The following is a 14808-nucleotide window of genomic DNA, read 5'->3' on the forward strand; positions in this document are numbered from 1 at the left end:
CCTTTCTAAACTTGCTTTTAGCACCCAGCGGTTTTCCAGATCTAACAGGGTGCATGCGCTAACCTTCATTGATTTTACAGAAAAAGCACCGTGAGGGCAAGTCTTCGTACATCTAAATTTTGTTTATTATCAGTCGTCTTACTTAAGAGTAATTCTATCAGTTAAGACCTTTTCTGGCGTTTTCTAATTACACCGTTCCTTTGCGTGCAGAAATCTCACCTGTCACGACGAAATTAGACATAAAAAAAGCGGTAGACCTTCATAGTCTACCACCTGTACAAATCCTTACACATATAAAGGGAATTTTTCAGTTAGAGTTAACACTCGTTGAGATGCTTCCTTTAGAACCGCTTCATTCTCTGGATCACGAAGAGTTAACGCAATAATAGATGCGATTTCATCCATTTCTTCTAGACCGAATCCTCTTGAAGTAACAGCAGCTGTTCCAATACGGATACCACTTGTCACAAAAGGACTAGCTGGATCAAATGGAATCGTATTTTTATTAACCGTTACGCCCACTTCATCTAGTACTTTCTCAGCTAGTTTACCTGTAATGTTTAGAGAACGAACATCTACTAATAGTAGGTGATTATCCGTTCCATCAGACACAATCGTTAACCCCTCTTTTTTAAGCGCATCTGCTAGACGAGCTGCATTATCCATAATATGCTTTGCATATACTTTGAAGTCTTCCTGTAGAGCTTCGCCAAATGCAACAGCCTTCGCTGCAATCACATGCATAAGTGGTCCACCTTGAATTCCAGGGAAAACGGACTTATCAATTTGTTTCGCAAACTCTTCCTTACATAAAATCATACCACCACGTGGTCCACGTAATGTTTTATGAGTCGTTGTTGTCACAAAATCAGCATATGGCACAGGATTAGGATGAAGTCCAGCTGCTACTAATCCAGCAATATGAGCCATATCCACCATTAGATAAGCACCCACTTCATCGGCGATCTCACGGAACTTTGCAAAATCTAGTTCTCTTGGGTACGCACTTGCTCCGGCAACAATAAGCTTCGGCTTATGTAATCTAGCTTTTTCTAACACATCTTCATAATTGATACGGTGTGTCTCTTCGTCAACACCATACTCAACAAAATTATATTGAATTCCACTAAAATTAACATGGCTTCCATGTGTTAAATGGCCTCCATGAGATAAATTCATTCCCAAAACCGTGTCACCGGTTTGTAAAATCGTAAAATAAACAGCCATATTTGCTTGTGCACCTGAGTGAGGTTGGACATTCGCATGATCTGCACCAAAAAGTTCTTTTGCACGATCACGAGCTAAGTTTTCTACTACATCGACATGCTCACAACCACCATAATAACGACGGCTAGGATAACCTTCTGCATACTTATTTGTCATGACGGATCCTTGAGCTTCCATTACAGCCTGACTGACAAAATTTTCTGAAGCAATTAGCTCGATTTTGTCCTGCTGTCTTTTTCGTTCAGCCTCTATTGCTTCAAACACTAGTCGATCTTGATTACTTAACGTACTCATTGTCCAATCCCCCTTTTATATGTAGGCTTTGTCTAGGTATTGTTACTGTTGCAGCCGAGCGAATCACTAGAACTTCCAAAGCAACAAGACGAAGCAAATAACCTATATGTAACACAATACCTTTTCATTCTAACATCTTTCTTTACGCGAGAAAAGACGAATCATTAATTATATAAGGATAATTAATGTTCGTCTTTATCTAGGGAACTTTGTTACTTTTTAAACTACTTTATCTGAGTTTATAGATGAAAAGCAGAAGACATTATACTAGTCAGTAAAAATCCGGCTTGGAGGATTTTTACGAAAGCAACAATTTAACCGAGATAACCTTATCTCAATAAAGTATCAACACATTTACTCCACAATCTCTTCCGCTTCTACTTCTACATCATTAATAGAGCGAATCGCTAGCACATAATACACCATTAAAATCGCGACATATAAAAGCCATGGCAAGCTAAACCCGATCACTGAAGCAACTAACGCTATAATACTTGGAGCTGTTATTCCGTATAACCCCATACTGTATAGCTGGCCATACGTATAACGTTTCTTCAAGATTTTAGCTGCAATCATACCAAATAAAGCATATAGTAAGCCCATTACTAACTTACTAATAAAGAACCAGAAGAAAATAGCCACTCCAACTAACACTAAAACCCATGATAAATACGGAAGGAATTCAAGAATCATCGCTCTATCAAAAGATAGATCTCCAAATTCAGCATAGCTGAATTCTGTCTTCTCCGCCCCTTCAACTGTCACGAAGTAACGATCTGTCACTAACAATACGGACGTATATTCCTCTAATAAAGAGTCGATGTCATCTCTTGTATACGTACCCGTATCATCGATGATAACTGTACCTCCACCCACTTCATCATCAAAGATTAAGGGCTCATCCCCTTCAACGTCTAACACTCCATTTTCAAACGTGAAATTTGGGACATTCTCTTCTAACGTGTCTAAGAAGGTATTATACGAAACTGCCATACTTACAGAATGAAAGACCGCACTAATTAGACCTACTGTAAGAGTAAGAAGGAGCAAGTAAAGAATTGCTCTTTTGACACCTTCCTGAACCATAATCGGATACTCACTTGGTTTTATAATTGTGTTTTTAAATTTACGAAAAAAAGGTTGTTTCGTTTTCATGTCGTACCTCTCCATTTTTTAACTTTTATTATAACAGGCATTGGAATACTTTTGGTAAATTAAGGTTTTTTTTTAAAAATTTGTTGTTTTTTCAAGCTACTATTTCTAAAAAAAAAAAAAAAAACGTAATCTCCTCCAGCTTAACAGGAGAGATTACGATCATCTTGTGTATAAACAGCCCTTGCACCACCGATAAGCTTCGGCCTAGTAGTGGCCATTGTTACATGAGCTGAACCTAATTCCTTGAGCTTTCCACGAATAGGCACGGCGACATGTTTAAGGTGCATGCCAATGAACGTGTCTCCAATATCAATACCAGCATCCGCCTTTAAGAATTCTACCACAACCGGGTCGGCAAAATGGTTGTAGGCATACGTAGCCATTGCTCCCCCAGCCTTTCGAACCGGTATGACCGTTACTTCTTCTAACGAGAATTGAACGGCAGTCGACCTTTCAACTATCAGTGCTCTATTTATATGCTCACATGCTTGAAATGCGAGATGAGCTTTCGTTTCGCTTGCAAGTACCTTTAGCTCTTCAAAGATTAACCCTGCTACCTCCTCCGTACCCGCTGTACCTATTCGTTCACCGATGACCTCGCTCGTACTGCAGCCAATGACAACTATCTTATTGTGTGATAAATTGGTTTGTGTTTGAAAATCTGAAATAATTTGATGGAGCTGCTCTTTTAATGTATCTAATTCATGCTTCATATAGATAAACCCCTACTTCGTTTGAAGTGATTGCTCATAACTTGTAATCTTTTCAACACGATTGGCATGTCGACCACCTTCATAATCAGTAGTCAGCCAAATTTTTGCAATCTCTCTCGCTAGGCCTGGACCAATTACACGCTCACCCATTGCTAATACATTACTGTCATTATGCTCTCTTGTCGCTTTTGCACTGAACATATCATGAACGAGTGCACAACGGATCCCTTGTACCTTATTAGCTGCGATACTCATGCCAATTCCTGTACCACAAATTAATATTCCACGGTCTACTTCACCTTTTGCAACCATTTCTGCTACCGGAAGGGCATAATCAGGATAATCAACAGATGTACTACATTCACAGCCTAAATCCACAAAAGAAATATTCATTTCTTCCATTAACTTTTTAATTTCCTCACGGATATTGATTCCACCGTGATCTGACGCGATTGCTACCTTCATATTCACACCTCATCTATATATCTTGCTACCTCTATACTAAAGCGTTTTTTACGTATTATCAAATGGCTTTTCGCCAGGCTTAGAATTTATTATGATCCTTTTCAAGCTGCTTTACTAAAGCTTGGATACTTTCATTCAGCTCTTGATAGGTTTCACGATACACCTCAATCGGTCCTCCAAAAGGGTCGACCACATCCCCTAGCTGATTAAGGCTAAACTCTTTTAACGTATACACTTTCGGCAAAGAGTCAGGAAACTGCTTCATGACAAGTTGCTTATGTGAATGAGTCATCGTAAAAATATAATTCGCCCAGTCCACAAGCTCTTTTGTTAAAAGCTTTGCAGAATGGTCTATTGTAATACCCTTCTCCGTTAGTACCTCGACTGTATTTGTAGAAGCTGGACTTCCATCTGCAGCGAAAACGCCCGCTGACTTTATATTCATTTCTTGTGCATGTTGTTTAGCAATGGCCTCAGCCATCGGACTTCTACACGTATTTCCTGTACATACAAACAACAGGTTGATCAAACATAAAACTCCTTCCTAAAAAAGCGCTCTCTATAAAGGTAATAATAGTTTGATTCCAAATGCAAATAAAATACTTCCCCCTAGCGCCTCACCATAAGAGCCCAGCCACTCCTGTACTCTTCTTCCTAGTAACAAACCAGCCCATGTTAACACCATGCTGACAAAGCCGAACATTAAAATCGCTAGTATGGCAGGAACCTTATAGATCCCAAGACTTAATCCAACAGAAAAACTATCTAGGCTAACACTGAGCGCAAAAATGAGTAACCCAAAGCCCTTTGGTGTAATCATTGGCTCATCATCCTTTTTGAAGGAAGATATAATCATTTGGATTCCTAACAGTAGTAACAGCACTCCACCTACAATAGACGCTATATTTCCGAATTGATCTGACAAAAAGCTACCAATTACAATTCCCACTAATGGCATCCATACATGAAAAAGGCCAATTGTAATTCCTATGTAAAAAATCTGTTTTAATCGAAGTGGAATTAATCCCATTCCAAGCCCAACAGAAAAGGCGTCCATTCCTAGTGCAAATGCCATAATGAATAATGTTAGTACTTCTCCTGATATAGATGACATCTCTATTTCCAACCTCCTTGGACTTGCTACTTCAACTTATGCAAGTCCAAGTGAAAATAGAAGAAAATTTATTCTTCTCGCTGGATTGGAAGTGTTGCTGCTTTTTCAAGACGGTTCATTATTGCTTCACCAATACCTGTTTTAGGGAAAGATTCACTAATAATGATATCTACATCTGTTTCATCAAAAGCTCGTAATGAATCATATAACCGGTTAGCAATTGTGGATAAGTCGGATCTGGATCCACAAGAGATGACGACATCTGCCTCGTATTGTTGCTTCGTTTCATCGGTTGCTAACACACCAACCTTACGACCAGAACTCTTACTTCGATTCACTGCTTCTTGAACAAATGTAACGCTACCATCAAAAATCTGCAGAGGAGCCTGTGGTGCATAGTGTGTATACTTCATTCCAGGAGATTTAGGTGCCTCATCCTCTTTTGTTAAAGCTGGATCAATGTTCACCTCTCCGATCACCTGTTGTATTTGTTCCTTTGTTACGCCGCCTGGTCTTAAAATGATAGGTGGTACGCTCGTACAATCAATGACTGTTGATTCTAAACCAACCCCCGTTATCCCACCATCCACAATTCCTGCAATTCTACCATTTAAATCCTTCCAGACATGTTTGGCTGAAGTAGGACTTGGCTTTCCTGACAAATTAGCGCTTGGTGCAGCTAAAGGCAATCCTGCTTCTTTTAATAGAGCAAGAGCTACAGGATGATCTGGCATTCTAACCCCCACTGTGGATAACCCTGCTGTTACTCTTTCTGATACCACGTCTTTAATGGCTGGTAAAATGATTGTTAATGGGCCAGGCCAAAAGTGGTCCATTAGCTTTTGAGCAACAGTTGGAACTGTTGATACAAATTCTTGGAGTTGGGCCTGGTCGGCAATATGAACAATTAACGGGTTGTCACTAGGTCTACCTTTCGCTTGAAAGATTTTGTTAACAGCTTCTGTCTCTTTAGCATTCCCCCCCAACCCGTAAACCGTTTCTGTCGGAAAAGCAATGACTTCATTTTTCTTCAAGAGTTCAGCTGCTTCCTTAATATGTGGATAAGTTGTGGATAAATTACCCTCTATATCCACAACCCATTTCTTTGTTTCCATTCTAAACACCTCTAGTACGAGAAATTTCTTACACTATTAAAACATAATTGATTCAAATTATAAACATTACTACCTATTTTCATAAAAATAGAGCTACTTATACACAAAAAGAGGAGAGTTTTCCACAATTCTGTGGATAACTCTCCCCTATTGTGTATAACTTAGTGGATAACTCAGATTACAAACTCCATGATAACTGTTTCTTCTAACGCTAATGAGTCAACCACATGGTCTGCTTCTAGTATATAGCTCGGTAATTCATGCTTTTCTGTTTTGCGAAACCCTAGTAATGTAAAGAATTCAATCGATACAATTTTATTTGTCGCCAAGTACAAGCGTCTTAGTTCTTTTTCTTTTGCTAGTTTTAATATTTGTTGAAACATATCAAGAATGGTTGTTTGTTCAGCTTTGGGTGAAATCACTAGAGATCTTAGTAATCCATCCTGTTCGATTCGCTGAATGCCTAATGTACCAAGCATCGTTCCTTCTAAATCCTCTAATACGATAAAATGATCAATCTGCTCAGCCAATCCTTTTGTACTCACTTGAGCCTGTCCTAAGAATGACATCATTTCTCCTAAATCTTTTGGTTCTGCCGTACGAATAATGGTTGTCATCTTTCTTTCCCCCTCATCATTGTTCTTTAGTACTAAACTATGAGAGTTGTGGAAAAAATAGACCATTTTACTAGATTGTTTAACTAAAAAGTTTAGATAACCATTCTACTACGAAGAATTTCACTTCTACTTCTGGTTCTTCTTCAACTACTACTTGTACATTATTTTCTTTTGATTCACCCTCTGCTGCATCAACCGCTTCACCATTTCCAAAGTCCAAGAAACAAAGTGGAGGGAACAGGACACACCACCAGTTATTACCTTGACCCTCTCCAATCGTAATGAGGATTGCCTCATATTCACCAGCCGGATAAAGATAAGAGCCATATAGTTTAGTAGGAAACTTGACTTGCTTTCCGTAGCCAACCGTATATTCAAAATCACTATTCTCTTCTTGTAACACCTTTTCTACAATTTGCTCAATGTCACCAAGACGACTTTGAATGAGATCTCTAGCCGCTTGGATTGATGTTAACTCCTCAACCCAAACTGTAATCTCCTTGTTTACCTCATCTCGAACCTTTTCCTTTAATACTTGATCCTCATCTGAATTACTATTTGCTAGTATTCTAAGTCGAATTGCTTCATCTGGTATCACGACCGGTACCGTCACCTCTGCCTCTACCGGTTTCATATTCACTGTTAATGTAGCACCTATAAATAATAATAAAATATATATAATAGCAAGTTTTGTATGTTTTCTCATTTTCCTCTGCACCATCCCTTCAGTAGAACAGTCTAGACAGAAAAGTAACATCTTAAACTAGTAATCTTAGATTTTTTTAGTAGAAATATTTACTGAGGGGAGGAATTGTGAAAAAAAAACGACCTTGCTGGTTAGAACAAGGTCGTTTTTTAGTAGTAGATTTAGTGCATTGCACAGTTGTTTTAAAAAATCGCATAGAACTTGAGAGTAATTGCACACTAGTTCGTCCGAATTGCACAGAAACGTGAATTAATTGCATAAAACTAGTTTTGAACCAAAGCAAATACCATTCGGTCTTTACCGTTAATGTCATCCTTGACTTCAACAGTAGCTGTTGGGAACGTGGCTCTTAACATTGAAGCGACCACTTCACCTTGGCCAACTCCAACTTCAAAAGCTACTAGTGATTTATCGTTTAATACTTCAGGCAGCTCCGTCATAAAGCGACGGTAAAAATCAAGTCCATCTTGTCCTCCGAAAAGAGCTCGATGTGGCTCATGATCTTTTACAACATCGGAAAGAAGTTCATCATTTGGTATATAGGGAGGATTGGATACAACTACATCTATCTTTTTACTGATTTCTTTTATAGGTGATAATAAATCACCACACATAAAATTCACGTCTGCATGTAGTTGTTGAGCATTTTGTCGTGCCACTTCCAATGAAACCTCAGCAATATCTATAGCAAACGTTTCTAGGCGCGGCTCTTCTAATGATAGAGTAATGGCAATCGCACCACTGCCTGTTCCAACATCAACTAACGATATTTTTTCGTTTTCAGGGAAGTGTTCCTTTAATCGATCAAGAACACCTAACACCAATTCTTCTGTTTCTGGTCTCGGTATTAATACTTCCGGGTTGACTTCAAATCGACGTCCGTAGAATTCCTCGTGTCCTATAATATGTTGAACCGGTATCCCGTTACGATGGAGTTGAACGGATTTCATAAATTCTTCTCGCTGCTCCTCGGTTAGGTCTGCTCTCATTTCCATAAAAAGTTGCGTTCTGTTCATCTTTAAAATATGTAGCAAGAGAAGCTCTCCCGCTTTCGCTTCTCGTCCTGCTTCTTCTAAAAAAGAAGAAGCCCAGTTTAGGGCTTCATACACTTTTGTAAACATTTATTCTGCTTGCTCCATGCGTGATGCCTGATCTTCCATAATTAACGTATCAATTACTTCATCAAGCTTCCCTTGAAGAATTTGATCTAATTTTTGAATCGTTAGACCAATGCGGTGGTCCGTTACACGGTTTTGCGGGAAGTTATACGTACGAATACGTTCCGAACGGTCACCTGTACCAACAGCAGACTTACGAGTTGCATCTAGTTCTGCCTGTACTTCTCTTTGAATTTTATCGTAAACACGTGCACGTAATACCTTCATCGCTTTTTCTTTATTCTTAATTTGAGACTTTTCGTCCTGACAAGAAACAACTGTGTTGGTTGGAATGTGCGTAAGACGTACTGCCGACATCGTTGTATTAACGGACTGTCCACCTGCTCCACTTGAAGCAAACGTATCTACACGAATATCTTTTTCATGAATGTCCACTTCTACTTCTTCAGCTTCCGGAAGCGCTGCTACCGTTGCAGTAGAAGTATGAATACGTCCACCAGATTCAGTTTCCGGTACACGTTGAACACGGTGGGCACCATTCTCAAACTTCAATTTTGAGTAAGCACCTTTTCCGTTAATCATGAAAATAATTTCCTTATATCCACCGACACCTGTAGAAGAAGCTTCGATAACCTCTGTCTTCCAGCCTTGCGCTTCTGCAAAACGTGAATACATACGATACAAATCACCAGCAAATAAAGCAGCCTCATCTCCACCAGCTGCCCCACGAATCTCAACGATAACGTTTTTGTCATCATTCGGATCCTTCGGTAAAAGTAAAATACGTAAACGTTCCGTAAGCTCTTCTTCACGGTCTTCTAATTCATTAATTTCCATCTTTACCATTTCACGCATTTCAGCATCTAGCTTTTCTTCAAGCATCGCCTTTGCATCTTGCAGCTGCTCGTGCACATCTTTATATTCACGATACGCCATAACGGTATCTTGTATATCAGATTGTTCCTTAGAATATTCACGCAGTTTCTTTGGATCATTTACGATATCTGGATCACTTAATAGCTCATTCAGTCTCTCGTAACGATCTTCAACAGATTGTAATCGATCTAACACAATCATTCACCTCATTTTTTAGCCATAACATTCTAATTATAGTATAGAGAAAATAGGTAGTCAAAGCAAACTCGGGTGGTGACAGGCACTTGTCGAATTTTCTTTATCTCGTATTCACCATCTCCCTTGCCAAAAACTCCTTTCGTTGCTCATCATCCGCTAGCATACAATAGAACCTATATTTCTCATTTCCTTCTTTCTGTGAACCATGGAAATGCTCCAAAATCCAATTGGGCTCAAAAAAGCGAGGGGGCTTTACCTTTCTAGAGCCATAATAACGATAACTACTCCATTCATAGTCATGTGGTGAGCGAACCACCCCAGCGGTAACAGGATTCCAATGGATATAACGACTTACCTCTAATAACCCATGCTTTGAGATCACGGGCTCACTAAAAAACCGCGATTCAAATACATGTCCAGTCAATCTATAGCGATTATTAAAATAACTTGCATACCTCTTATTAATCATTGCCATAACCATTGAAATTGAATATAAAGGAGATTTAATGAGAAGGTGATAATGATTTGTCATCATGCAATACGAGTAAATCTGAACGGGGCATGTTAGGTGCGTTTGGTTGAGGATGCACAAAAATGTTTTATGATCTTTAGCGTCTAAATATAAAGCATCCCTTCGATTCCCACGGGAAACGACATGATAAATCATCTCTGGATGCCACACACGTCTTTTTCTTGCCATTCTTTCACCTCTATTTTATTTAGGTGTGATGTGTGCGCACGAAAACAATACTGTTGGAAGATCTTTAAGTATTTCTATTAAATCTTTAAAATTCCTGCAAGAAAAATCGACATAAATCGGGTGGTGCCTGTCACCACCCGATTTATGTCACCACCTGTTTTTTTTGTTACTCCCCGTCTCCGTCATGAACACGCACAAGAATTTGATAGCGTGGCACGGCTTTGGTAATGTCATGAAGTAACTTATGACGCAGCTTGTCTCGCTCTTTTTCGGAGTATGAATCAGTAGAGTGTACAGTGACATAAGCTTTATTTCCGTTTATGAATACAGATCCAGGGGTTACCCCGTCAAATGTATCAACGACTTCTCTAATTTTATCTTGGTCTGTTCCGATAGTTGGGCGATCTTCTGTGAGTTCTATATAGTTTGTTGAACTTTGGTTATTTGGGAACGCTCCATCGTCATCAAGGTCACGTTCATAGAAGCCATCTATTCCACCGTCATAGCTCATTAAGTTAGCACCATTTTGGTCTTGGGTGGTTTTTACATTGCTACAACCGGCTAGTAGTAGAATAATACACCAAAATAAAAGCAGCTTTATTCTCATGATATCCCTCCTACTAGTAGGATTACCCTGAGTGAAAGCTGCTTTACATGGAAAATATTATGAATTTAATGTTGCTTTTATAAGTGAAGGTGTGTTTCTCACTTCATGACAATGTCTGCAACGTGGCTCATATGATTCAGATGCACCTACCAAAATAATAGGGTCATCATATGATGCTGGTTCATTGTTAATTAGACGCTGCGTTCTACTTGCTGGAGACCCGCAAGATGAACAAACCGCTTGAAGCTTTGTCACATGTTCCGCAACCGCTAATAAATCCGGAACCGGACCAAAAGGCTCACCTCTAAAGTCTTGATCAAGACCTGCCACAATGACACGATGACCTTGGTTCGCTAATTGTTGAGCTACCTCACCAATATACTCATCAAAAAATTGTACCTCATCGATGGCTACAACATCCACATCCGCTGTAGTCTGCTTTAAAATGTCACGAGAAGATGAAACTGGGCGGGCTTGTACAGCCGTACCGTTATGTGAAACTACGTTTTCTTCGCTGTATCTATTATCAATAGCCGGTTTAAATACCAGCACCTGTTGTTTGGCATATTGTGTACGCTTCACACGTCGAATGAGTTCCTCCGATTTTCCTGAAAACATACTTCCACAGATGACCTCGATCCAACCACTTTTTCTCATTTCATACATAAGACGGTCTCTCCCTTTCTTCTCGTCTTCACGTTTTTGTTACTTAATGAATGACTATATTTATTATTATACCTGTTTTCCTAACCAGGGAATGTGTATATTTCATTTCCAATTTATATCTAAGTATTTTCGAATTTTCTTCAAGTAAAAAGGCAAGCAAGGGATGAACACTTGCCTGCCTATCTTCTCATATGGGTAAAGCTAAAATATCAAAAGATATTATTACTTAAGACCATATTTCTTGTTGAATCTATCTACACGACCATCTGCACTAGCGAACTTTTGACGTCCAGTATAAAATGGGTGACATTCTGAGCAAACCTCAACCTTTAACTCATTTAATACAGATCCGCTTTCAAATTCGTTTCCGCAAGCACACTTAACCATAATCTTCTTATAGTTTGGGTGAATTCCTTGTTTCATGTTCTTTTCATCTCCTTCTGCCCTGAAACCGTTTTTGAATCAGAGTAAGTTTTCATAACGTAAGTGAGATCATAGCAAGATGCATATATCTCACTACTAAAATCACACATGAGGAAATTATATCAGGACAGTGCTTCTTTTGCAACCGTCTTAAAAGATAGACTTCTTACCAAATTATGAGCGATTAGAACTCAAGCCTTTTTTGTCTTCTTCCATCATCTGAAAGAATTCGGCATTTGTCTTTGATTGACGCAGACGACGTAAGAAACGCTCAACAAAGTCAGGTGAGTCAGTAAGACCTCTTCTAATGGTCCAAAGCTTCTCTAAATGATCTTTCGAAATTAATAACTCTTCTTTTCTTGTACCAGAACGACGAATATCAATGGCAGGGAATATTCTCTTTTCTGCAAGAGAACGATCTAAATGCAATTCCATATTTCCTGTCCCTTTAAATTCTTCATAGATAACATCATCCATACGTGAACCTGTATCGACTAGAGCAGTTGCTAGGATTGTTAAGCTACCACCCTCTTCAATGTTACGGGCTGCACCAAAGAAACGTTTTGGACGGTGGAAAGCAGCTGGATCAATTCCCCCTGAAAGTGTTCTACCACTTGGTGGGATGACAAGATTATAAGCTCTCGCTAAACGAGTAATACTGTCCATTAAAATGATAACGTCCTTTTTATGTTCAACCAATCTCATTGCACGCTCAAGAACAAGTTCTGCTACCTTAATATGATTTTCAGGCACTTCATCAAATGTTGAGCTTACAACATCACCGGCAACCGAACGTTCAATGTCCGTTACTTCCTCTGGTCGCTCATCAACAAGAAGGACAATCAATTCAGCATCAGGATGATTTGTTGTAATACTATTGGCAATCTCTTTAATCAGCATCGTTTTACCTGCTTTTGGAGGCGCCACAATTAATCCACGCTGACCAAATCCAACTGGAGCAATCATATCCATAATTCTAGTTGATGTTTGTGTAGGGCTTGTCTCCAGAACGATTTGACGATCTGGATATAAAGGAGTTAAGGCTGGAAAATGAACACGTTCCTTAGCGGATTCCGGATTATCACCATTTACCGCTTCCACATGAAGTAGACCGTAGTAACGCTCATTTTCTTTTGGCGGTCTTACTTTTCCTGATACTTTATCACCATTACGCAAATCAAAACGTCTAATTTGTGACGCAGAAATATATATATCTTCTGAACTCGGTGAATAGTTAATCGGTCTTAAAAATCCAAAACCTTCTGACTGAATGATTTCTAGAACACCTTCCATGAACATGAAGCCGTCCTTCTCAGCCTGTGCTTTTAAAATAGAGAATATTAATTCTTTTTTAGTAAGTTTGCTATAATATGACACCTTAAAATGACGGGCCTGTTCATATAAATCCTTTAATTTCATTTCTTCTAAACTTGATAGAGTAAGACTATTACTCATGTGAACACCACTCTTTTGACATAATTATTGTACGTTACATGCAAGCGCTTAAGTTATCCATCTTTACTTTCAAACAATCGGACCTAAATGATGGAAGGAAAAGAAATAAGAAGATTTCTTCGAAGTTAGGTTGAAGAAGTATGATAAGCGAATGAAAATACGTAGCAATTCCTATTTTACCCTTAACATAGCGTTTTAATCAACTGCTGAAAGACATAAAACATATGACAAGTTCCGTGCTTGTCCAAGTTTTACTTGTCAAAAAAACAAGGAGCTCGTAACATTTTGTCGGAGCTCCTCATTTCTACTACGGTTTAATTACTAGATTAGGCTTTTTATGCAAGCTATGTCTTCCATCAATAAATCGAACTGTCCCTGACTTGGCGCGCATAACTAGAGATTGAGTTGTACCAATGGATCCTTTAAATTGCACTCCTCGTAAAAGCTCTCCGTCTGTTACTCCGGTTGCTGCGAAGATTGCATCATCACCTTTAACAAGGTCATGCATATAAAGAATACGGTCTACATCTTCAATTCCCATTTTACGACAACGAATAAGCTCTTCTTCTGTTTGTGGTAAAAGCTTTCCTTGAATTTCCCCGCCTAAACATTTAAGCGCAACCGCTGCAATAACTCCCTCTGGCGCACCGCCTGATCCAAATAAAATATCAACACCGGTATGATCAAAAGCCGTGTTAATTGCTCCAGCAACATCACCGTCATTAATTAATTTTATACGTGCCCCGGCTTCTCTAATTTCTCGGATAATTTTTTCATGTCTAGGTCTATTTAGAACAGTTGCCACAACATCTTCAATATCCTTATTTTTAGCCTTTGCCACAGCCTGCAGGTTTTCAAATACAGAAGCGTTAATATTGATTTTCCCGACTGCTTCTGGTCCTACTGCAATTTTATCCATATACATATCTGGTGCATGTAATAGATTACCGTGATCAGCAATGGCAAGAACAGCTAGCGCATTCCAGCCCCCTGTGGCAACAATATTTGTGCCTTCAAGAGGATCAACTGCTACATCCACTCTTGGTCCATAGCCTGTACCTAATTTCTCACCAATATAGAGCATTGGCGCTTCGTCCATTTCTCCCTCACCGATGACAACAGTTCCCTTCATTGGAACCGTATCAAAGACATCACGCATAGCAGAAGTTGCTGCATCATCCGCTTCATTCTTTAGACCTCTTCCCATCCAACGAGCAGATGCAAGTGCTGCTGCTTCTGTTACACGAACAAGCTCCATAGATAAACTACGTTCCATCTCAGATCTCTCCCCTTATTCTATATAAAAAAATATGTTATACCAATAATGTGTATTTACACAATTAGTATAACATATTTTTA

Annotated in this window: 17 protein-coding genes; all 17 read right to left on the reverse strand. The window is 39.1% G+C overall.

Going from position 1 to position 14808, the window contains the following annotated elements; translation table 11 throughout:
- Positions 1 to 285: 285 nt before the first annotated feature.
- A complete protein-coding gene (gene glyA, locus LT143_RS15915) occupies positions 286 to 1521 on the reverse strand; it encodes a serine hydroxymethyltransferase (protein ID WP_246944457.1) in 1236 nt (411 codons plus the stop codon).
- 354 nt (positions 1522 to 1875) lie between these two features.
- Positions 1876 to 2676 (reverse strand): DUF1189 domain-containing protein, encoded by an 801-nt coding sequence (locus LT143_RS15920; RefSeq protein WP_246944460.1) that lies wholly within the window; start codon positions 2674 to 2676, stop codon positions 1876 to 1878.
- Between the two features lie 140 nt (positions 2677 to 2816).
- Positions 2817 to 3389 carry a TIGR01440 family protein gene (locus LT143_RS15925; RefSeq protein WP_246944462.1) on the reverse strand — a complete coding sequence of 191 codons (573 nt, stop codon included), beginning with the start codon at positions 3387 to 3389 and terminating at the stop codon, positions 2817 to 2819.
- A 12-nt stretch (positions 3390 to 3401) separates the two neighbouring features.
- A complete protein-coding gene (gene rpiB, locus LT143_RS15930) occupies positions 3402 to 3854 on the reverse strand; it encodes a ribose 5-phosphate isomerase B (RefSeq protein ID WP_246944464.1) in 453 nt (150 codons plus the stop codon).
- A 79-nt stretch (positions 3855 to 3933) separates the two neighbouring features.
- A complete protein-coding gene (locus LT143_RS15935; protein WP_246944466.1) occupies positions 3934 to 4383 on the reverse strand; it encodes a low molecular weight protein arginine phosphatase in 450 nt (149 codons plus the stop codon).
- Positions 4384 to 4413: 30 nt separating this feature from the next.
- Positions 4414 to 4968, reverse strand: coding sequence for a manganese efflux pump MntP (locus tag LT143_RS15940; RefSeq protein ID WP_246944467.1), 555 nt, complete (start codon positions 4966 to 4968; stop codon positions 4414 to 4416).
- 68 nt (positions 4969 to 5036) lie between these two features.
- Positions 5037 to 6083 (reverse strand): L-threonylcarbamoyladenylate synthase, encoded by a 1047-nt coding sequence (locus LT143_RS15945; protein ID WP_246944470.1) that lies wholly within the window; start codon positions 6081 to 6083, stop codon positions 5037 to 5039.
- Between the two features lie 173 nt (positions 6084 to 6256).
- A complete protein-coding gene (locus LT143_RS15950) occupies positions 6257 to 6700 on the reverse strand; it encodes a GNAT family N-acetyltransferase (protein WP_246944472.1) in 444 nt (147 codons plus the stop codon).
- A 79-nt stretch (positions 6701 to 6779) separates the two neighbouring features.
- Positions 6780 to 7406 carry a stage II sporulation protein R gene (gene spoIIR / locus LT143_RS15955; protein WP_246944474.1) on the reverse strand — a complete coding sequence of 209 codons (627 nt, stop codon included), beginning with the start codon at positions 7404 to 7406 and terminating at the stop codon, positions 6780 to 6782.
- A 263-nt stretch (positions 7407 to 7669) separates the two neighbouring features.
- The gene (prmC, locus tag LT143_RS15960; RefSeq protein WP_246944477.1) at positions 7670 to 8527 is read right to left on the reverse strand and encodes a peptide chain release factor N(5)-glutamine methyltransferase; all 858 of its coding nucleotides are present in this window, start codon (positions 8525 to 8527) and stop codon (positions 7670 to 7672) included.
- Positions 8528 to 9595, reverse strand: coding sequence for a peptide chain release factor 1 (prfA, locus tag LT143_RS15965; protein ID WP_246944482.1), 1068 nt, complete (start codon positions 9593 to 9595; stop codon positions 8528 to 8530). It abuts the gene before it with no gap.
- Positions 9596 to 9698: 103 nt separating this feature from the next.
- A complete protein-coding gene (locus tag LT143_RS15970; protein ID WP_246944485.1) occupies positions 9699 to 10298 on the reverse strand; it encodes a transposase in 600 nt (199 codons plus the stop codon).
- Positions 10299 to 10464: 166 nt separating this feature from the next.
- Positions 10465 to 10905 carry a hypothetical protein gene (locus tag LT143_RS15975; RefSeq protein ID WP_246944489.1) on the reverse strand — a complete coding sequence of 147 codons (441 nt, stop codon included), beginning with the start codon at positions 10903 to 10905 and terminating at the stop codon, positions 10465 to 10467.
- A gap of 57 nt (positions 10906 to 10962) precedes the next feature.
- Entirely contained in the window at positions 10963 to 11571 is a 609-nt protein-coding gene (locus LT143_RS15980; protein ID WP_246944491.1) for a thymidine kinase, read from the reverse strand.
- Positions 11572 to 11793: 222 nt separating this feature from the next.
- Positions 11794 to 11994 carry a 50S ribosomal protein L31 gene (rpmE, locus tag LT143_RS15985; protein WP_246944493.1) on the reverse strand — a complete coding sequence of 67 codons (201 nt, stop codon included), beginning with the start codon at positions 11992 to 11994 and terminating at the stop codon, positions 11794 to 11796.
- Positions 11995 to 12168: 174 nt separating this feature from the next.
- Positions 12169 to 13449: a transcription termination factor Rho gene (gene rho, locus LT143_RS15990; protein ID WP_246944495.1), complete on the reverse strand. Its 1281-nt coding sequence runs from the start codon at positions 13447 to 13449 to the stop codon at positions 12169 to 12171.
- 307 nt (positions 13450 to 13756) lie between these two features.
- Entirely contained in the window at positions 13757 to 14725 is a 969-nt protein-coding gene (gene glpX / locus LT143_RS15995; protein WP_246944497.1) for a class II fructose-bisphosphatase, read from the reverse strand.
- Positions 14726 to 14808 lie beyond the last annotated feature (83 nt).

Origin of the sequence: Bacillus pinisoli, from assembly GCF_023036475.1 — a bacterium.
GTDB lineage: Bacteria > Bacillota > Bacilli > Bacillales > SA4 > Bacillus_BS > Bacillus_BS pinisoli.

What these genes read in the sequence shown, in the direction of transcription:
- glyA (WP_246944457.1), bottom strand. Translation starts at nt 1,521, where the DNA reads ATGAGTACGTTAAGTAATCAAGATCGACTAGTGTTTGAAGCAATAGAG.
- LT143_RS15920 (WP_246944460.1), bottom strand. Translation starts at nt 2,676, where the DNA reads ATGAAAACGAAACAACCTTTTTTTCGTAAATTTAAAAACACAATTATA.
- LT143_RS15925 (WP_246944462.1), bottom strand. Translation starts at nt 3,389, where the DNA reads ATGAAGCATGAATTAGATACATTAAAAGAGCAGCTCCATCAAATTATT.
- rpiB (WP_246944464.1), bottom strand. Translation starts at nt 3,854, where the DNA reads ATGAAGGTAGCAATCGCGTCAGATCACGGTGGAATCAATATCCGTGAG.
- LT143_RS15940 (WP_246944467.1), bottom strand. Translation starts at nt 4,968, where the DNA reads ATGTCATCTATATCAGGAGAAGTACTAACATTATTCATTATGGCATTT.
- LT143_RS15945 (WP_246944470.1), bottom strand. Translation starts at nt 6,083, where the DNA reads ATGGAAACAAAGAAATGGGTTGTGGATATAGAGGGTAATTTATCCACA.
- LT143_RS15950 (WP_246944472.1), bottom strand. Translation starts at nt 6,700, where the DNA reads ATGACAACCATTATTCGTACGGCAGAACCAAAAGATTTAGGAGAAATG.
- spoIIR (WP_246944474.1), bottom strand. Translation starts at nt 7,406, where the DNA reads ATGAGAAAACATACAAAACTTGCTATTATATATATTTTATTATTATTT.
- prmC (WP_246944477.1), bottom strand. Translation starts at nt 8,527, where the DNA reads ATGTTTACAAAAGTGTATGAAGCCCTAAACTGGGCTTCTTCTTTTTTA.
- LT143_RS15970 (WP_246944485.1), bottom strand. Translation starts at nt 10,298, where the DNA reads ATGGCAAGAAAAAGACGTGTGTGGCATCCAGAGATGATTTATCATGTC.
- LT143_RS15975 (WP_246944489.1), bottom strand. Translation starts at nt 10,905, where the DNA reads ATGAGAATAAAGCTGCTTTTATTTTGGTGTATTATTCTACTACTAGCC.
- LT143_RS15980 (WP_246944491.1), bottom strand. Translation starts at nt 11,571, where the DNA reads ATGTATGAAATGAGAAAAAGTGGTTGGATCGAGGTCATCTGTGGAAGT.
- rpmE (WP_246944493.1), bottom strand. Translation starts at nt 11,994, where the DNA reads ATGAAACAAGGAATTCACCCAAACTATAAGAAGATTATGGTTAAGTGT.
- rho (WP_246944495.1), bottom strand. Translation starts at nt 13,449, where the DNA reads ATGAGTAATAGTCTTACTCTATCAAGTTTAGAAGAAATGAAATTAAAG.
- glpX (WP_246944497.1), bottom strand. Translation starts at nt 14,725, where the DNA reads ATGGAACGTAGTTTATCTATGGAGCTTGTTCGTGTAACAGAAGCAGCA.